This is a genomic window from Bradyrhizobium sp. ARR65, assembly GCF_000472385.1.
In the GTDB taxonomy this organism is placed as follows: Bacteria; Pseudomonadota; Alphaproteobacteria; order Rhizobiales; family Xanthobacteraceae; genus Bradyrhizobium.
Genome location: NZ_AWZU01000034.1, coordinates 25,777 through 43,578, shown reverse-complemented (window position 1 = coordinate 43,578; position 17,802 = coordinate 25,777). Strand labels below are relative to the sequence as shown.

Annotated in this window: 17 protein-coding genes; 8 read left to right on the top strand and 9 right to left on the bottom strand. The window is 63.6% G+C overall.

From position 1 onward, the window contains the following. Positions 1-16: 16 nt before the first annotated feature. From F758_RS0129460 to F758_RS49885, 3 genes are all read right to left on the bottom strand, one after another. Positions 17-469 carry a DUF2231 domain-containing protein gene (locus F758_RS0129460; RefSeq protein WP_035723465.1) on the bottom strand — a complete coding sequence of 151 codons (453 nt, stop codon included), beginning with the start codon at positions 467-469 and terminating at the stop codon, positions 17-19. Between the two features lie 389 nt (positions 470-858). Beyond that, the gene (locus tag F758_RS0129445) at positions 859-1,215 is read right to left on the bottom strand and encodes a hypothetical protein (protein ID WP_502689187.1); all 357 of its coding nucleotides are present in this window, start codon (positions 1,213-1,215) and stop codon (positions 859-861) included. A 53-nt stretch (positions 1,216-1,268) separates the two neighbouring features. Continuing rightward, entirely contained in the window at positions 1,269-1,412 is a 144-nt protein-coding gene (locus F758_RS49885) for a hypothetical protein (protein ID WP_157450196.1), read from the bottom strand. Between the two features lie 186 nt (positions 1,413-1,598). Between F758_RS49885 and F758_RS0129435 the strand changes: the two genes are divergently transcribed. After that, entirely contained in the window at positions 1,599-1,925 is a 327-nt protein-coding gene (locus F758_RS0129435; RefSeq protein ID WP_024511261.1) for a hypothetical protein, read from the top strand. Between the two features lie 62 nt (positions 1,926-1,987). Here the strand turns inward: F758_RS0129435 and F758_RS0129430 are convergent, their stop codons facing one another. Then, a complete protein-coding gene (locus F758_RS0129430) occupies positions 1,988-3,457 on the bottom strand; it encodes a GH1 family beta-glucosidase (RefSeq protein WP_024511260.1) in 1,470 nt (489 codons plus the stop codon). Between the two features lie 271 nt (positions 3,458-3,728). Here F758_RS0129430 and F758_RS0129425 point away from each other — a divergent pair, with 271 nt between their 5' ends. From F758_RS0129425 to F758_RS0129415, 3 genes are all read left to right on the top strand, one after another. Beyond that, complete coding sequence (locus F758_RS0129425) at positions 3,729-4,406, top strand: RraA family protein (protein WP_024511259.1); 678 nt, start codon at positions 3,729-3,731, stop codon at positions 4,404-4,406. 186 nt (positions 4,407-4,592) lie between these two features. Then, positions 4,593-5,612 carry an amidohydrolase family protein gene (locus tag F758_RS0129420; protein WP_024511258.1) on the top strand — a complete coding sequence of 340 codons (1,020 nt, stop codon included), beginning with the start codon at positions 4,593-4,595 and terminating at the stop codon, positions 5,610-5,612. 164 nt (positions 5,613-5,776) lie between these two features. After that, entirely contained in the window at positions 5,777-8,089 is a 2,313-nt protein-coding gene (locus F758_RS0129415) for a molybdopterin-dependent oxidoreductase (protein ID WP_024511257.1), read from the top strand. A 98-nt stretch (positions 8,090-8,187) separates the two neighbouring features. Here the strand turns inward: F758_RS0129415 and F758_RS0129410 are convergent, their stop codons facing one another. Then, positions 8,188-8,391, bottom strand: coding sequence for a hypothetical protein (locus tag F758_RS0129410; RefSeq protein ID WP_024511256.1), 204 nt, complete (start codon positions 8,389-8,391; stop codon positions 8,188-8,190). A 250-nt stretch (positions 8,392-8,641) separates the two neighbouring features. On the opposite strand from F758_RS0129410, the gene F758_RS0129405 reads away from it, so the two are divergent. The 4 genes from F758_RS0129405 to F758_RS44730 are packed head-to-tail and all read left to right on the top strand — an operon-like array spanning position 8,642 to position 12,635. Then, positions 8,642-9,859: an acyltransferase family protein gene (locus F758_RS0129405; RefSeq protein ID WP_024511255.1), complete on the top strand. Its 1,218-nt coding sequence runs from the start codon at positions 8,642-8,644 to the stop codon at positions 9,857-9,859. A gap of 12 nt (positions 9,860-9,871) precedes the next feature. Then, a complete protein-coding gene (locus F758_RS0129400) occupies positions 9,872-11,005 on the top strand; it encodes an ABC transporter permease (RefSeq protein WP_024511254.1) in 1,134 nt (377 codons plus the stop codon). Further along, the gene (locus F758_RS0129395; protein WP_024511253.1) at positions 11,002-11,727 is read left to right on the top strand and encodes an ABC transporter ATP-binding protein; all 726 of its coding nucleotides are present in this window, start codon (positions 11,002-11,004) and stop codon (positions 11,725-11,727) included. Before F758_RS0129400 ends, F758_RS0129395 begins: the two co-directional genes overlap by 4 nt. An 11-nt stretch (positions 11,728-11,738) precedes the next feature. Next, complete coding sequence (locus F758_RS44730; protein ID WP_024511252.1) at positions 11,739-12,635, top strand: alpha/beta hydrolase; 897 nt, start codon at positions 11,739-11,741, stop codon at positions 12,633-12,635. Positions 12,636-12,648: 13 nt separating this feature from the next. On the opposite strand, the gene F758_RS0129385 is transcribed toward F758_RS44730, so the two are convergent. Genes F758_RS0129385 through F758_RS0129370 form a run of 4 tightly spaced genes read right to left on the bottom strand, consistent with a single transcriptional unit; the run spans position 12,649 to position 17,755 of the window. Then, positions 12,649-14,301: a dipeptide ABC transporter ATP-binding protein gene (locus F758_RS0129385; RefSeq protein WP_024511251.1), complete on the bottom strand. Its 1,653-nt coding sequence runs from the start codon at positions 14,299-14,301 to the stop codon at positions 12,649-12,651. Beyond that, positions 14,298-15,137, bottom strand: coding sequence for an ABC transporter permease (locus F758_RS0129380; protein WP_024511250.1), 840 nt, complete (start codon positions 15,135-15,137; stop codon positions 14,298-14,300). The genes F758_RS0129385 and F758_RS0129380 overlap by 4 nt, the downstream gene beginning before the upstream one ends. 12 nt (positions 15,138-15,149) lie before the next feature. Further along, positions 15,150-16,172: an ABC transporter permease gene (locus F758_RS0129375; protein ID WP_024511249.1), complete on the bottom strand. Its 1,023-nt coding sequence runs from the start codon at positions 16,170-16,172 to the stop codon at positions 15,150-15,152. Next, positions 16,169-17,755 (bottom strand): ABC transporter substrate-binding protein, encoded by a 1,587-nt coding sequence (locus F758_RS0129370; protein ID WP_024511248.1) that lies wholly within the window; start codon positions 17,753-17,755, stop codon positions 16,169-16,171. Before F758_RS0129370 ends, F758_RS0129375 begins: the two co-directional genes overlap by 4 nt. Positions 17,756-17,802 lie beyond the last annotated feature (47 nt).

Here is a 17,802-nt window from a genome sequence, read left to right as displayed (position 1 = left end):
GCCGCCTTCGATACCATCATCGCACCGCTCCGACGCCGTGACGATACACCATGGACCAGCCCAGCCAGCCGGTGATCGGCAGGATAAGGACGGTGATCGCCGACAGGATCAGGCCGGTGGGGACGACCGAGGTCCAGGCGTCGCGGGTGTGCACCATGGTGTTGAAGAAAGCGATGATGAGCACGAGCAGGTTGCCGAGCATATGAGGCCATGCTGGCTTCTGCGCCCGGATCATCCGGTTGCCGAGAAAATCGGTGAGACCGGCAATCGCCGCCAGCACGCCCATGATCAGGCCGACCAAAAGCAGCCAGGCCGAGAAATCCGCCCACATCATTTCGGCGGTCAGCGCGAAGGCGATGTCGGTCAGCAAGGCTCCGATGAAACAGACGATCGGAAACGGCACCAGCATTGGGTGGATCGGATGCCCGGCGATATGCAAGGTCGGGCGGAGGACGTTATCCGAGGTCAAATCGACGTCTCCGAGCTGTCATTCTTCGGTGCGGCTGTGTCGGAAACGAAATCTACGAGCGGCCGTTCCTATGGCGCCCGGCATCAACGCGAAGGTGAATTGGAGCTTGGCGCGGTCTGACCCGGCATGGTCGGCGCCGGCCCCGTCGAGCCACCGGCGCCCTAGCTGATCGGCGCGCTGTTGCTGTTGGCGCTATCGCTGGCGGTTTGACTCTTCCAAGGTGTGTAGGCGTACAGCGGGGCCACAATGGCGATGGCTGCCATAATTGCGATCAGCCACGCAATGCCGATGCCGCATCGCTGCGCGCGGGCTCAGCGACTTCTCTTAACCCGTATCGGTCATCATGATTGTCCATTCGCTCGGCGGCAGGCAGCAGCCAGCGTGGCCTTTCAGCTCATGCTGCCCGGCAGGAAGCAACGGATCGTGGTGCCCAGCGAGCCCTTGATCGGCCACACCATGGTGCGGCCGGCGCGATTGGGTTCCGTGATTACGGCATCGTCGGGCACGGTGATCCACTCGCCATCGATGCGGACGCGGTAATGGCCGTCCTTGGAGTCCCAATCCGGATCGGCGACCGCATAGCCGTCAGCCACGGAACAACATAGCCCCTTGCTGCTCTTCAGACTGTCAAACCAGGGTTTGAGCGGAGAATTGGCGTAACGGCCGTCGTCCCGCGCCGTTACGGACTTGACCGGCAGCGCTGCAAGCACGCAGGTGAGCACCAGCACAAAGCGTCCCTGTCTCATCAGCATGACCTAAACGCGTGGCAGGTCTACGATGAAAGCGTAACTTTGCGGCTTCAATATGCCATGCCGCGCATGGCCTGAGTGACCCAGACGCCGCGCATTTCGGGCAGCGGCGATTTCACCAGATTAGCCCAAATCCCGCCGCCAATGAGTAAAATGGCCGTGGTGGCGAACGTCAACTTCCCGAGATAGCTCATGACCTGACGCGTCCCGCACGCATTCAATGTTTGTTGATGTTCCTTCAATTCCCATGTGCGAGTTTCGTTCCTATGTCACAGGACTGCCCGATCGTTGGGCGCCTCCCACTACCGTCCACCACCGGCAGAGCCGAACCTTGCCGCCCCTCTCTGGTTTGATTCAAAAATCGAATTGAGGAGAGAGCGATGGTCGCCAACAGCAAACGCCAGCTTGCCGAGTTCGTGATCGACAAAGCGTTTGAGCCGGTGATGCGGGCAAGGCCGGACGGCAAGTCGGATTCCGACCGACGGACGCTGCAGCATCTGCAGGACGCGACCCGGGCCGAAATCGAGCGCTACCGCGGCTACGGTTCGGCGGCCGAGTTGATCACCAATTTCAAGCGGGATTTGAGGTCCGAGCCCGCCAAGAGGGTGCACGCGCAGTTGCGCCGGCTGCACCTTCCGACCCTTGAAGACATCCAGGACGAATTTGAAGGCAAGGTCCGCTCGCTCGGCCTACGCCGGCGCGACTGAGGCACAGCCGGCTCTAGGGACTGATGGTGCTTCGCAAAAAGGCCGGGCACGGCCCTCCCGGCCTAAACGTCGATCGCGTTGCGCGCGATGACATTACGGTAAAAGGATGCGCTGAGCTTCGGCCTGCGCACCAACGTTTCGAAATCGACATGGTAGATCCCGAAGCGCTTCTCCAGGCCGAAAATCCATTCGAAATTATCCATCAGGCTCCAGAGAAAATAGCCGCGAACCGGCGCGCCCTCCGCGACCGCGCGCTGGAGTTGCGTGAGATAGTTGCGCAGATACATGATGCGGTCGAGATCGTAGATCTTGCCGTCGGGCCTGATCTCGTCAGACGACGACGTGCCGTTTTCGCTGATATAAATGGTCTCGACGTCCCAGATCTTCGCCGCCAGCCGCGGCACCCAATAGGCGGTCTCCGGACCTATCCTGAGCCATTCCGAGCTCATATGCGGAAAAGAACTCGGGAAAGGCAGCACCGAAAAGCCGGGAGCGTGCTCGGCGGCAACCACATAGAATTGCGGGGCATAGATGTTCAGGCCGATGAAATCATTCCTTGAGCCGATGATCTTCAGCTCGTCCTCGGTAAAGGTCGGTGCGTTCGCGCCGGCATAGGCAAGGAAGTGGTCGGTGTATTTGCCCTCGAGGATCACGTTGAGAAAGCCGGCGTTGAGTTCGCGCGTGGCGATCTCCGCGGCGCGGACATTCTCCGGCGTGTCGATCGCAGGCAAGCAGGCAGCGATGTTCTCAGCCGGGCCGACCTTCGTCCCGGCATGCCCATGAGCGCGAACGGCCTGCACGGAAAGTCCGTGGGCCAAGGCGACGTTGTGACGAACCTGATTGAGCTGTTTCTGGGGAAGCTTGAGTCCCGGCGCATCGATGCCGAGGCCATAGCCGAAATTCACGAAGCGCCCCACTTCGTTGATGGTGAAGATGGTCTTCACGCGATCGGTTAGCCGCTCCGCCACATAGGCCGCATAGTCCGCGAAGGCCTTTGAAGTCTCGGTGGACTGCCAGCCGCCCACGCGGTCCTGCAGCGCCTGCGGCAGATCCCAATGATAGAGCGTCGCATAGGGCTCGATGCCATTCGCCAGCAGCTCGTCCACGAGGTGGCTGTAAAAATCGAGGCCCTTAGGGTTGGGCGCGCCGGCCCCTTCCGGAAACACCCGCGGCCAGGCGATGGAGAAGCGATAGGCCTTGACGCCAAGCTCCCTGATCAGCCCGACATCTTCCTTGTAGCGGTGATAGTGATCATTGGCCCGATCGGCATTCGTCCCGTCGGCGATATGGCCTTGTTGATGCGAAAAGGTATCCCAGATCGAGCGCCCGCGCCCGTCCTCATTGACGGCGCCCTCGATCTGATAGGCCGACGTGGCCGTGCCCCAGATGAATCCGCTTGGGAAGCTGCCGGACGCCAGTCGGCCGGCCGCCGGCTGCGCGGGCGTCTCGTCCGCTTTCGCGGGCGCCGCGGCGATGCCGAGCGCAAGGCCCGCAAGCTTCGCAAACGTCCGGCGTGAAAAATCTTCCAGCACCTTCAAATCCCCCTACGCAAAAATCGCTCGGATCGGCTGCCCGGCTCGCGCCGTCCCCCCCAGATTCGGCCGACGACCGCCAATCTGCTCGAAAACCGGAGGCGGGACAACCCGCCCGCGGCAAGTTGATCGGGCAGTTGCGACAAGCGACAGCACCGCTGCGCCTCACCTTGATCTCGATCGCGTGCTACGGTTGACTGGCTGCGATGCTCGCGGACGATCCTACGCGAGGCTTGAAACAACAACGAATGGATAAGAAGACAAGGAGCAAATCGTGATTGGATTCCAGATCCGCAAGCGCGAGCGCAAGGTGGACGCGGCGCTCGTCGCGCGATTCCGCGAACTGCCGGTCGCCAACATCAGTGACTCAATGTCACGGATGACGGCGGGCGGCGCCGGCCTGCGCCCGATGCACCGCGGCGGCGCGCTCGCAGGTCCGGCGTTCACGGTGAAGACAAGGCCTGGCGATAACCTCATGGTGCACAAGGCGCTCGATCTCGCCGAGCCAGGCGATGTCATCATCGTCGACGGCGGCGGCGACCTCACCAATTCCCTGATCGGGGAAATTATGGTGGCGCATGCGCAGGCGCGCGGCATCGGCGGCATCGTCATCCACGGCGCGATCCGTGACTACGACACGCTGCATGCCGGCGACTTTCCGGTGTTCGCGGCGGGCGTTACCCATCGGGGGCCCTACAAGGATGGTCCCGGCGAGATCAACGTGCCGATCGCGATTCAAGGCATGGTGATCGCACCCGGCGATCTCATCGTCGGTGACGGTGACGGCATCGTCTGCGTCCCCTACGATGTCGCGGCGGAGGTGTTGAAGGCCGCCGAAGCCAAGCACCAGGCCGAGATCAAGCAGCTCGCCGCGATCAAGGAAGGCCGCAGCGACCGCGACTGGGTCGATGCGGCGCTGGCAAGGCTCGGCTGCACGATCCAGAGCTGACGGTTCGCGGACATCTGAAGGGAGGACATCGTGCTCAACTATTTCGGGATGACGCATCCAATGGGGTGCGCCTGCTGCGGCCCGCGCCCCAATCCCTGGCGGGCGGTCTCCGCCGCCTCATCGCTTCCGCCGGCGACGAACATCGAAGCCATCGAGGGACTCTCGCACGCGGCCGGCGCGGGCGGCATGATCATCGACTGCCACGGGCATTACACCACTGAGCCGACCGCCATGCTGGACTGGCGCAAGCGCCAGATCGCTGCGATCAACGATCCCTCGCAGATGCCGAGCGTCGATTCCCTCAAGATCAGCGACGACGAGTTGCGCGAATCGGTCGAGGGCGCCCAGCTCAAGCTGCAGCGCGAGCGCGGGACATCGCTGACGCTGTTCTCGCCGCGCGCCTCCGGCATGAGCCACCATTTCGGCGATGCCGGCGTGAGCGCGGCGTGGTCGCGGGTGTCCAACGATATCATCTATCGCCTGACGCAGCTTTATCCGAAGAACTTTGCCGGCGTCTGCCAGCTCCCGCAATCGCCCGGGGTCGAGCCGAAGACCTGTCTCGGCGAATTGACGCGCTGCGTCGAACAGCTCGGCTTCGTCGGATGCAACCTCAATCCGGATCCCAGCGGCGGCTATTGGACCGATCCGCCGCTGACCGACCGCTGGTGGTATCCGCTGTACGAAAAAATGGTCGAGCTCGACGTGCCCGCGATGATCCATGTCAGCGCTGCGGCCAACCCCGTCTTTCACACCACCGCGAGCCACTACATCAACGGCGACACCACCGCCTTCGTGCAGTTCCTGATGTCGGACCTGTTCAAGGATTTCCCGACGCTAAGGTTCATCATCCCGCATGGCGGCGGCGCCATTCCCTATCATTGGGGCCGCTATCGCGGAATCGCCCAGGACCAGAGGCGGCCGCCTTTATCCGAAAGCATCCTGAAGAACGTGTTCTTCGACACCTGCGTCTATCACCAGCCCGGCATCGATCTTTTGACGCGCGTGATCCCCGCCGAGAATATCCTGTTTGCGTCCGAGATGGTCGGCGCCGTCAGGGGCGTCGATCCCGAGACCGGGTTCGATTACGACGACACAAGACGCTATATCGATGGATCCGCGAGCCTGACGCCTGAGCAGAAGCACGCGATCTTCGCCGGGAATGCCCGCCGGGTCTACAGCCGCCTGCCCGCGGAACTCTTCAACTGAATTGCTCAACCCTCACCCTGAGACCTCCGCGGAACCTGTCATCGGGCCGCGCTTCGCCCGGACCCGTTCTGGCCAGCTCCAGGCTCCGCTCTTTTTCGATTGTTTATATGATGACCATACTTTAATATGACGAGAAGAAGGGATGGACAGTATGGAGCCTCGTCATGTCAAGCCAAGCGTGGCGAAAAACGGCGTGCAATCTCTGCTACATCAATTGCGGCATCGAGGTGATGGTCGAGGACGGCCGCATCGCCAAAGTGCGCGGCGATCGTGACAATCCGAAGTCGCAGGGTTATCTCTGTAACAAGGCCGGCCGCATTCCTTTCTATGCCCATCACAGGGACCGGCTGACCGCGCCTTTGCGCCGCCGCGCCGACGGCGAGTTCGAGGCGATCGACTGGGACACCGCGATCGCAGAAATCGCCTCACGCCTGCGCGCGCTGGTCGATCGTCACGGCGGCAAGAGCATCGCGCTCTATGGTGGCGGCGGCCAGGGCAACCACGCCGGCGGCGCTTACGTTCACGCGATGCTGCGGGCCCTGGGCTCACGCCACGTCTTCAATGCACTGTCGCAGGAGAAGACCGGCGACTTCTGGGTCAACGGCCATCTGTTCGGCAGCCAGACCTGCCACACCGCGGAGGACGTGCACCACTGCGACCTCCTGTTCGTGATCGGCGCCAACCCTTGGGTCGCGCACGGCTTTCCGAACGCGCGCGACCAGCTCAACCAGATCCGCAAGGATCCAGCCCGCAAGCTGATCGTCATCGATCCCCGCCGCACCGAAACTGCCGAGATGGCCGATCTTCATCTCGCCGTGCGGCCCGGGGCGGACGCGTTCCTGCTCGGGGCGATCCTCGCGACACTGTTGCGGCGCGATGCGGTGGATCACGAATTTCTCGCCCAGCACACGACCGGCTTTGCCGAAGTGAAAGAGGCGCTCTCGCGCATCCCCGTCGAAGCATGGGCACGAGCCGCGGATATTCCGCTCGGCGAGATCGAGCGCTGCGCGGACATGATCGTTGCCGCCGAGGCGATGACCGTACGCGTCGAGCTTGGCATCCAGCAGGGCGTCAATTCGACGCTCAATTCCTATCTGGAAAAGCTGCTGATCATGTTGACCGGCAGTTTTGGCCGCAAGGGCACCAACCAGCTCCATAGCTGGCTGCAACCGCTGTGGGGCAACACGCCCAACCAGAAATTTGCGCCGACGGACACCGAAGTCATCGCCGGGCTTCTGCCGCCCAACATGTTCCCGCAAGCGGTGCTGACCGATCATCCGGACCGCTTGCGCGGCGTTTGGATCGACAGTTCGAACCCCGCGAATACCGCGGCGAACACGAGCGAGGTGGAGAGGGCGTTGCGGACGCTCGAACTCTGCGTCGTCGTCGACGTCGCCATGACCGAAACGGCGCGGCTGGCGCACTACGTGCTGCCCGCCTCCTCCCAATACGAAAAATGCGAATTCACGCTGTTCAATTTCGAATTTCCGACGAACTACTTCCATGTGCGGCCAGGCGTGGTGCCGCCGCTCCAAGGCACCCTGCCCGAGCCCGAAATCTACACACGGCTCTCCCGCGCGCTGGGACTATTGCCGGGCGATAATGTGCTGGCGCCCCTGCGCGAGGCGGCACTCCGCTCGCGCCCCGCTTTCGCAGCGGCGTTCCGCGCCTTCGTGGCGGAAAACCCAGCCGCCGTGCCGCTCGGCGCGTTCCTGCTCTACAGCACGCTCGGTCCCTCGCTTCCCGACGGAACGGCCGCGGCTGCGCCGCTGTGGGGAGCCGCGCTCGCCTGCGCGAAACGCGCGCCGGAGGCGGTGCGACGTGCACTCAGACTCGGCGACGAGGTGCCGGACGCGCAGCTCGGTGATGCGCTGTTCGACGCGATCGTCAACTCGCGCAGCGGCGCCGCGATCACGACGCATATGTACGAAGAGGTGTGGTCGCTGATCGGTCACCCCGACCACAAGGTGCATCTTGCGATTCCCACCCTGCTCGAATGGCTGAACAGGCTCGATCCCGCGGTCGCAAGCGCGCCGAACGACTATCCCTTCATTCTCGCCGCCGGACAACGGCGGATGTTCAATGCCAACCAGATCTTTCGCGATCCAGCCTGGCGGCGCGACGATCCCGATGGGGCGCTCTTGATCAACGCCAAGGATATGGCCTGCTTGGGCGCCAGCGACGGCGAATGGATCGCGGTGACATCGCGGGCCGGACGCATCGTCGCCCGCTGCAAGGCCGACGACAGCGTACGCGAGGGACAGTTGGCGCTGCCGCACGGTTATGGCCAGTCCTATCCGACGAGGGACGGCGAGCGCCTAAGCAACGGCCCGCGCGTCAACGTGCTGACCGACAGCCGGAATTGCGATCCGATCGCCGGCACGCCCTATCACAAGCATGTCGCCGTCCGGCTCGAGAAGCTGCCGATGGCGGAAGCCGCGGCCTGTGAGGAGCTGTCGCGCCGCATTCATCAGTGACGAGCGTGCCCCCCTCAAGCCCGCGCCGAGCGCGCAAACGCATGCGGGCCCCGCGAAAAGCAAGCGCGTGTGGCAGCCTTCAGCGCACAGGCCGGCGCCTAGCCGACCCAACGCTTGGTGTTCTTGTCCTCGCCGGGCAGCGCGATGTGCAGTTCCTGCGCGCGGGCCTTGATCGTTCTGATCGGGCGGCCGAGCTTCACGGTCATCAGCGTAATGCTCTTCCCGGCCGAGGCCATCGTGCGCAGCAGGTTGTCGTCCTCTTCGGTCCAGAACCGACCGTGACGCTTGATTGGAGTGCTCATGGTGAATGTCTATCGGGCCCATCACGGGCGATGCGGCCTGACTGGCTCAAATCCTGGTTCCGAGAACAGATGATACGCGTGGCCGCGAATTCAAGGAAGGAAGCTGTATTCTATCAATAAGTTAACCCAAGCGCTGGCACCCTTCGGGCGGACTGCGCCCTGCGTCACAGCAGCCAACCACCGGAACGACGCCGCCGGTTCCACGTTGGTTCCATTGCGATTACTTTAGCGGTTTCTCCGGATCGGACAGGTGTACGTGCCCTCTCAGGTCAACATTCCCCTTAGCAATCTGCGGGCGGTCGTAATTGTGATCGTCGTCGCGTTTCACTCGGTGCTTCCGTACCTCGCTTCGCAGCCAGCCCAGCCCTTCGCCTTCGACGTGCCGCCCTACCGGTGGGTTGCGTTTCCCATCATCGACCATGAGCGCTGGTTCGGCTTCGACCTGTTCTGCGCCTGGCAGGACGTCAGCCTGATGTCGCTGATGTTCTTTCTGGCGGGCCTGTTCACGCCCGCGAGCCTGGACCGCAAACGCAGCCGCATCTATTTGCGCGAGCGCTGGTGGCGGATCGGACTGCCGTTCTTTCTCGTGGTCGGGGTACTCAGCCCGCTCGCCTATTATGCCTCCTATCGATTGACCGCCGCCAACCCTTCGCCTTCGGCCTTTTGGGAGCACTGGCTGGCGCTGCCGATGTGGCCGGCCGGACCGGCGTGGTTCTTGTGGCAACTCTTCCTGCTCAGCACGCTCGCGGCGGCGCTCCGCGCGCTAGCGCCGCAAAGCCTGACGCGCTTGGGCCGACTTGCGGGGAGCTTGAAAGACCGGCCGCTTGCGTTCTTCATTGGGCTGACGGCGCTCTCGATCCTGGCCTATGTACCACTGGTGATGGCCTTCAACCCTTGGGACTGGACCTCGTGGGGTCCATTTTCGTTCCAGCTCAGCCGTCCCTTGCTCTATCTCCTCTATTTCTTCGCCGGCTACGCCATCGGCGCGGCCGGTACGCAGCACGGCCTGCTCCGTGGCGACGGCCAGTTCGCAGAGCATTGGTGGGCCTGGCTGGTAGCTGCCGTCGCAAGCTTCGCGCTGTGGGGCGTCCTCACGTCGCTGACCCTAAAGGGCTGGGACAACAGTCCGCTCGCCTATCGCCTGGCGGCGGCATTCGCATATCCGCTCGCCTGCGCGAGCGGCGTACTGTGCATGCTGGCGATCTGTCTCAAGCTGATGCGAACACAACATCGCGTGCTCGACAGCCTCTCGCGCAACGCCTATGGCATTTATCTTCTGCATTATGTCTTCGTCGTGTGGCTGCAATATGCGCTGCTCACGATTCCTTTTGACGCACTGACCAAGGCCGCAATTGTCTTGTGTGGCGCGCTGGCGCTAAGCTGGGGCGCAAGTAGCGGATTGACCGCATTCAACCCGCGCCACTTCGGCACGCCGGGCGGGCGCGCGATGGCGGATCAACCGCGCTAACGGAATAGGCAGATGTCCCTGACGTTCACACTGGCCTCCCGCAATCTATTCCACGACCGACTCCGCTTCGTCGCCACCCTGGTCGGGATCATGTTCTCGGTCGTCCTAGTGATGGTTCAAATGGGCCTGTTTCTCGGTTTCGGCCACATGGTCACGATGATGATCGATCATGCCTCCGGCGATGTTTGGGTAGTGCCGAAAGGAGCGAAGTCCTTTGAAGACCCCTCCCTGCTCGACCTCAAGCTGCGCAATCGCGTTGCAGGCGTCGCCGGTGTCGCAAACGTCATTCCGGTCGTGATCGGCTTTTCGGACTGGCGGCTCGACAGCGGCGAGGTGACGCCTGTTTTTATCGTCGGGCTCGATCTGCACGACGGCGGCTTGCACCCATGGAATGTGGTTGAGGGCGACGTGCAGGCTCTGGGGCAAGGGCCCAACGTCGCGGTCGATCGCTCCTATTTCGAACGGCTCGGCGTCGACGGCGTCGGCGGGACGGCGGAGATCCGCGGCCGCCGCGTCAAGGTTGTCGCGATCACCGATGGAATTCGCTCTTTCACGACGACGCCTTACATCTTTGTCGACGTCAAGAATGCGCGCACCTACACCGGTACGCCACCGGACCGCGCCAGCGATCTGCTGGTGCGGCTTGATCCAGGCACTGATCGCGACAAGGCAATCGAGGCAATCAAGGCCCAGGTCGGCGATGCCGAGGTGCTTTCGGCCAGCCAGTTCCGAAAGCGCAGCCGCGACTTTTGGCTGTTCGGGACCGGCGCCGGCGCCGCGCTGTTCGCCGGCGCCCTGCTCGGCGTGATTGTCGGCACGGTGATCGTAGCCCAGACGCTTTATTCCAGCACCAAGGATCACTTAAGTGAATTTGCGACCTTGCGCGCCATGGGCTCTTCCAACGGCTATATCTATAACGTCATCATCTATCAGGCGCTGCTCAACGCGGTCATCGGGTTCGCCTTTGCGGCCGCGATCGGTGCGGTGGTGGTGCAGATGACCGCGAAGAGCGCGCTGCCGATCGTGATCACGCCCTGGTTGGTCGCCGGCTTGCTGGCGCTCACGATTCTGATGTGCGTGATTTCGGCGATCGGCGCCATCTTCCGCGTGGTGCGCATCGATCCAGCGACGGTGTTCATGGCATGAGCGACTGCATCATTGAAGCCAAGTCCGTCACGCGAAAGCTGGGAAGCGGCGCCCGCGAGGTGCAGGCGCTGCGCGGCATCGACCTTTCTCTAAGCCGCGGCGAACTCACGCTCTTGATGGGACCCTCGGGCAGCGGCAAGACGACCCTGCTGCTTGTGCTCGGATGCATGCTGACGCCGACATCCGGCACCGTTACCGTATGCGGAACATCGACCACCAACCTCGACAAGGAGGCCCTTGCAAAGCTCCGGCGCGACCATATCGGCTTCGTGTTCCAGTCCTATCATCTGTTCCCGACATTGACGGCGGCGCAGAATGTGCAGCTTGCGCTCGATATCCGCGGCGACCATGGCGGCGCGGCCGTGAAACGATCGCGCGAGGCGCTCGCGATGGTCGGACTTGGGTCCAAGATCCGCAGCCTGCCGAACGCGCTGTCAGGCGGCGAGCAGCAGCGCGTGGCGATCGCGCGCGCCATCGTCGCCAATCCCTCCGTCGTCCTCGCCGACGAACCGACGGCCGCCCTTGACGGCGAGAATGGACGCACGATCATGCGCACCCTGGCCGATATCGCGCATCAGCGCGAACGCGCGGTGCTTGTCGTCACCCATGATCCCCGCGTCATCCCCTTCGCTGACCGCATCATCCACATCGAGGATGGATTGCTGGTCGACCAGCCCGCCGGCGAGGTCGAGCGCTTGCGCCTGCCAAAAGCAGCCGGCTAGCAGAGCGGTCGATGAGCCTGCGCGGCGAATTCGTGCGCCTCGGCACTCGCGCTTTTCTCAAATGGCGCAGCCGGCGATTCGATCTCGACGCCTGGCGCACAGGTATGCGCGCCACCAAGCATCTGGTGCCGCATCCGCCGGCGCGCTGCCACACGACGAAAGTCCTGGTCGACCGGCGAACGCTTTACCGGATCGAGACCGATCGGTCCCACGGAGCGCGTCACCTGCTTTATCTTCACGGCGGCGCCTACATTTCCGGCGCGCCCGCCCATTACAGGCACTTCACCTGGAGGATCGCGGACGCGTTCAAGGCCTGCGTCTGGGCCCTGGAATACCGGCTTGCGCCTGAACATCCCTTTCCGGCGGCGCTCGATGATGCGGTGGCGGCCCATACCTGGCTGCTTCACAACACGCCGGATGCCAGCCGCCTGTTTGTGATGGGGGATTCCGCAGGCGGCGGATTGATGCTCGGCTTGCTGCTGCGGTTGCGTGACGAAGGCAGGACGCTTCCGTCCGCTGGGGTGGCCTTGTCGCCGTGGACCGACCTGGCGCTGACGGGCCGATCGCTGCGCGAGAACGCCGCATCCGATCCCATGCTGAATGCCCACCATCTGCCTATCTTCGCTGACTATTACCTGGCCGGCGCCGATCCGCGCGCGCCCTATGCCTCACCGCTTTACGGCAATCCGGGCGGGCTGCCGCCGGTGCTGATCCAGGTCGGCGGCGATGAAATTTTGCGGGACGATGCCGTGCGGATGGCAGAGAAGCTGCAATCGCAAAATCCGCTCAGCCGCCTGGAGGTCTGGCCGCGCATGCCGCACGTTTGGCAACTCTTCGTCCCCTTCCTGCCCGAAGCGAACCGCGCAATCGCACAGATCGGCGATTTCATCGCGGACGTACAGCGCTGAGCCCGGCCCGTTGTCAGGCCGACATGGCAGCGGCGGGAGCTTCGCCGGGACCCGCGAACAGCCTGCGGCCGGGAACGGCATCCAGCAGTGCGCGGGTGTAAGGATGCTGCGGGGCGCGAAACACCTCTCGGGTTTCGCCCTGTTCGACGATCGCCCCGCGCTGCATCACCACGATCCTGTCAGCGATTTCGGCGGCGACCCGCAGGTCGTGCGTGATGAAGAGCATGGCGAGATTCATCTCCTCGCGAAGCTCGGCGAGCAGTGCCAGGATATTGGCCTGCACCGAGACGTCGAGCGCCGAGACGGCCTCGTCCGCGACCAACACCAGCGGCTTTAGCGCCAGCGCACGCGCAATGCAGATGCGCTGGCGCTGACCGCCGGAAAACTCGTGCGGATAGCGGTCCACCGCGCTTTCACTCAGGCCGACCCTCGCCAAGAGCTCCTTGGCCTCGGCCATCGCCTCCCCTGCGGAAGCGCCGTAGGCGATCGGGCCGCTGGCAATGGCAGCGCCAATCTTCTGGCGCGGATCGAGCGCCGCAAACGGATCCTGAAACACGATCTGCACCTTGCGCCGCACTGCCCGCAATTGCGCGCCACGCAGTTTCAGGAAATCCTCCCCGGCGAAATCGAGTGTGCCAGCGTCAGGCTCGATCAGCCGCATGATGATGCGGCCGAGCGTCGATTTCCCCGAGCCTGATTCGCCGACGACGGCGACAGTCTCGCGCGGGCGCAGCGCCAAGGCGACGTCACGAACCGCCGGCACACGCCGCGGCGGACGAAACAGGCCCTGCCGCGTGACGAATGTCTTGTTGAGACCAAGCGCCTCGAACAGCGGCTCACCGCCGATCTCCCTCACCGCAGCCGAAGGCGGGCGTTTGCCGGGAACTGCCCCGATCAGCGCCTTGGTGTAGGGATCTTTCGGAGCCCGCAGGATCTCGTCGACGCTGCCTTGCTCCACCACGCGCCCGCCGCGCATCACCACCACGCGATCGGCGATATCGGCGACCACGCCGAAATCATGGGTGATGAACAGCACGCCCATGCCGCGCTCGGCCTGCAGGCGACGGATCAGCAGCAAGATCTGCTTCTGAGTGGTCACGTCGAGCGCCGTGGTCGGCTCATCCGCGAGCAGGAGCGACGGATTATTCGCCATCGCCATGGCGATCATGATGCGCTGGCGTTGCCCGCCGGAAAGCTGGAACGGATAACTGCGCGCGAGCGTCGCAGGCTCCGGCAAGCCGACCGCAGCGATCAGCTCCAGCACCCGCGCGTCGAGCGCGGCGCGCGTGGGCCTCGGCCTAGCATGGGTGATGATCATCTCCGCGATCTGGTCGCCGACCCGCGCCAGCGGATTGAGCGCGCTGAGCGGCTCCTGGAAGATCATCGAGATGGCGCCGCCCCGCAGCCGCCGCATGGCGGCATCATCGGCGTGCGCAAGATCGTTTGCGCCATAGCGGATAGCGCCGCCGGCAATGGTCACGTTGGGCGGAAGCAGGCCGAGCACCGCATGCGCTGTGATCGACTTGCCCGAACCGGATTCGCCGACCAGGCACACGATCTCGTTGCGCGCCACGGAGATCGAGACATTCTCGACGGCGAGGCCGCGGTCGCCACCCTTCGGCAACGCGACCGACAGCTTCTCGATCGACAGCAGGACCTCGCTCATGCCGCGCGCACCTTTCGCGCCACGCGCGGGTTCAATGTGTCGTTGAGACCTTCGCCGACCAGGTTGATCGCGAGCACCGTCAGCAGGATCGCAATGCCCGGAAACACGCTCATCCACCACGCTTGCCGGATCACAGTGCGCGACGCGCCGATCATGAATCCCCATGACATCAGGTTGGGATCGCCGAGACCCATGAAGCTCAACGCGCTCTCGATCAGGATCGAAGTCGCGATCGTCAGCGAGCCGGTGACGATGATGGGCGACAGCGCGTTGGGAAGGATATGGCGCAGCACGACCACCAAAGGCGGCTGGCCCTGGCAGACTGCAGCCTGCACGAATTCGCGGCCGCGAAGCCGCAAGAACTCGGCCCGCGTCAGCCGCGCCACCGGCGGCCAGCTCACGGCGCCGATCGCGACAACCACGTGCGTCAAAGTCGGCCCGAGTGTCGCAACCAGAAGGATGGCGAGGATGAAGCCGGGGATGGTCTGGAACAGTTCCGTCAGCCGCATCATCGCGTCATCGACCTTGTCGCCGAAATAGCCGGCAACCGCTCCGATCACGACGCCTATCAAAACCGCCGCCAGCGTTGCCGCAATCCCGATCATCAGCGACACCCGCGCGCCATAGGCGATGCCGGCGGCGACGTCCCGGCCAAGCATGTCGCTGCCGAGCAGCAGGCCTTCGCTCAACGGCGGCTGGAACGGCGCGCCGACCATGTCCCAAGGACTATCCGGAAACAGCACCGGTGCCGCCGCGGCCAGCGCGAGCACTGCGACCAGGATGACAAGACCGATCATGCCGGTCGGATGACGTAGGAAGGCTTTGAGCGTATCCATGATCTACCCCGCTCAGGACGCCGCACGCAGCGCGACGCGGGGATCGATCAGCCGGTAGATCGCATCGGTGATCAGATTGAGCACAATGACAATCACCGACATCACCAGAAAGATACCGAGCATCACTGGGTAGTCGCGCTGCAGCACGGCGTCATAGATCAGCCGGCCCAGACCCGGCCACGCGAACACGGTCTCGATCACCACCGCGCCGCCGACCAGCGCACCCGCCTGCATGCCGGCGACCGTCACGACAGGCAGGATGGCGTTGCGCAGGATGTGGCGGGCGATGATGTTACCCTGCGTCAGCCCTTTGCTGCGTGCCGTCTTGATGAAGTCTTGATGCATGACCTCGATCACCGAGGAGCGCGTCAATCGCGCATAGATCGCAAGATAAACCGCGGCGAGCGAGGTGGCCGGCAGCACCAGATGCGCGGCGATGTCGCCAAGCCGCTGCAACGGGCTCATCTCGACGCCGATAGTGACGTAGCCGAAGGCCGGCAGCCAATCGAGCTTGACCGAGAACAACAACACCAGCATCAGGCCAAGCCAAAACACCGGCATGGCATAGAGCAAGAGAGAGACGATCGTCAGCAGCGTATCGGACCATCGTCCGGCGCGGACGCCGGCGAGCACGCCGAGCACGACGCCTGCGGTCAGCGCGATCAGGAACGCCGTCGCGGTCAAGAGCAGGGTCGCCGGCAGGCGCTCGGCGATCAGCGCGCGGACCGGGCGCTGCTGCCGGTAGGAATAGCCCAGATCGAGCGTGACGACGCGCTTGAGATAGATGGCGAGCTGCACCGGATAGGGCTTGTCGAGGCCATATTCGGCGCGCAGTTGTGCCAGCAGTTTGGCGTCGGCTGCTCCGCTCTGGCTGGCGATGACCTGGACCGGGTCGCCCGGCGCGGCGTGCACCAGGATGAAGTTGAACGTGGCGATGACCAGCACCACGCCAACGAACTTGGCCACCCAGCCGACGATCGGAAGCACGATCGCGGCGCCGCGGCCACCTGATACAGCCGACGCCGACATGCTCATCCGAACGACACCGCCCCGAAGGTCTCGTGGACGCCGATCGCGGTCGTGATCACATTCTTCAGCCGCTTGTCCGTGAAGTTCGGGTAGTCCTGCTCGATCAGCCAGACGATCGGGACGTCCTCGACCAGGATCTTCTGTACCGCGCTGTAGAGTTCCTGGCGCTTGTCGTCGCTGGTCGCAACCGCCGCCTCCTCGAACAGGCGATCGACTTCCGGATTGGAATAGCCCGCCGTGTTGGAGAACAGCACGCCTTTCCGGATGTTCGAGCTGATATAGGTGCGCGACACGCCGATCGCGGGATCGCCAAGCTGGTAGACGAGGTTCATCGTCATCGAGAAGTCCCAGTTGCCGCACTTCTCCGCCCAGCCGGCGATATCGGTGCCCTGCAACTGCACATCGATGCCGACACGGCCGAGCGACTGGCGGATGAACTCCGCGGCTCGCTGGTAGATCTCGCCATAGGGAGGTACCAGATAGGGGATCGAGACGCGCTTGCCGTCCGGCCCCGGCTTCAGGCCCATGTCGTCGAGCAGCGCCTTGGCTTTGTCGAGGGAGTATTCGTACTGCTTGACGTCCTTCTCGTAGAAGCGCGTCTTAGACGACACCGGACCGGTTGCGACCTTGCCGAGACCGAAATAGACGCGCTGCAGCAGCGCCTTGCGGTCGATCGCGGACATCACGGCCTGGCGGAAGCGCTTGTCGTTCATCGGCGCGATCCGGTTGTTCAGCTCCAGCCATTGATGCGGCGCGAACAGCTCATAGCCCTTGGTGGTCATGCTGACGTTCGGTAGCTGCGCGAGCCGCTGCACGTCAAAAGCCTCGACGTCGGACCACTGGGTGAGTTGGACCGTGCCCTGCTCGAGCGCGACCGAACGCGAGGCGGCGTCCGGAATCACGCGGTAGATGATCTCGTCGAGATGCGGTTCGCCGGGGCGGTAATATCCCTCATGCTTAACCAGGTGCACATGCGATCCCCGCACCCATTCCTTCAGCTTGAAGGGACCGCAGCCGATCGCCTTTTGGTTGGCCGGGTTCTTCCGGTAGTCGGTGCCTTCGTAGATGTGCTTGGGCACGATCGGCGCGGTTGTGCAGTCGAAGGCGCCGAGGAACGGCGCGAACGGTGTCTTCAGCTTGAACACCACCGTGAGCGGATCCGGCGCCTCGGCGCTCTCGACCCGCACAAAGATGCCGCGGGCGCGCGCGTGCGTTTCGGGCAGAAGTTTTGTCACGGAGAAGATGACGTCGTCGGCCGTCAGCGGTGTGCCGTCGTGGAAGGTGATATTGGGATACAGCTTGAACGTATAGGTCTTGCGATCTTCGGAGACTTCCCAAGATTGGGCGAGCCCAGGCAGAGGCTTCAAGTCAAAATCGTAACGCAACAGGCTCTCATAGATCTTGCCGCCGAGCGTCAAGGTCGGCTGTTGCTGGTTCAAGGCGGTGACGAGGATCGGCGGCTCCGGCTGAATGATGGTGTTCAGCGTGCCGCCGGCCTGGCCCGCGGACCGCGTGATGCCGAGCGGAAACCCGGTGATGCCCATGGCTCCCGCCGCCAGACTCAGCTTGGCGAACTCTCGTCTATTCATTCCGTCCCTCGTTTTCCGTATCACTCAATTGATATTTGCGAGAACTC

Excerpts from the sequence above, each read along its gene's own strand:
- F758_RS44730 (WP_024511252.1), top strand. The coding sequence starts at position 11,739 with ATGAGCCTGCGCGGCGAATTCGTGCGCCTCGGCACTCGCGCTTTTCTC.
- F758_RS0129395 (WP_024511253.1), top strand. The coding sequence starts at position 11,002 with ATGAGCGACTGCATCATTGAAGCCAAGTCCGTCACGCGAAAGCTGGGA.
- F758_RS0129435 (WP_024511261.1), top strand. The coding sequence starts at position 1,599 with ATGGTCGCCAACAGCAAACGCCAGCTTGCCGAGTTCGTGATCGACAAA.
- F758_RS0129385 (WP_024511251.1), bottom strand. The coding sequence starts at position 14,301 with ATGAGCGAGGTCCTGCTGTCGATCGAGAAGCTGTCGGTCGCGTTGCCG.
- F758_RS0129380 (WP_024511250.1), bottom strand. The coding sequence starts at position 15,137 with ATGGATACGCTCAAAGCCTTCCTACGTCATCCGACCGGCATGATCGGT.
- F758_RS0129420 (WP_024511258.1), top strand. The coding sequence starts at position 4,593 with ATGATCATCGACTGCCACGGGCATTACACCACTGAGCCGACCGCCATG.
- F758_RS0129400 (WP_024511254.1), top strand. The coding sequence starts at position 9,872 with ATGTCCCTGACGTTCACACTGGCCTCCCGCAATCTATTCCACGACCGA.
- F758_RS0129375 (WP_024511249.1), bottom strand. The coding sequence starts at position 16,172 with ATGAGCATGTCGGCGTCGGCTGTATCAGGTGGCCGCGGCGCCGCGATC.
- F758_RS0129445 (WP_502689187.1), bottom strand. The coding sequence starts at position 1,215 with ATGAGACAGGGACGCTTTGTGCTGGTGCTCACCTGCGTGCTTGCAGCG.
- F758_RS0129370 (WP_024511248.1), bottom strand. The coding sequence starts at position 17,755 with ATGAATAGACGAGAGTTCGCCAAGCTGAGTCTGGCGGCGGGAGCCATG.
- F758_RS0129410 (WP_024511256.1), bottom strand. The coding sequence starts at position 8,391 with ATGAGCACTCCAATCAAGCGTCACGGTCGGTTCTGGACCGAAGAGGAC.
- F758_RS49885 (WP_157450196.1), bottom strand. The coding sequence starts at position 1,412 with ATGAGCTATCTCGGGAAGTTGACGTTCGCCACCACGGCCATTTTACTC.
- F758_RS0129415 (WP_024511257.1), top strand. The coding sequence starts at position 5,777 with ATGTCAAGCCAAGCGTGGCGAAAAACGGCGTGCAATCTCTGCTACATC.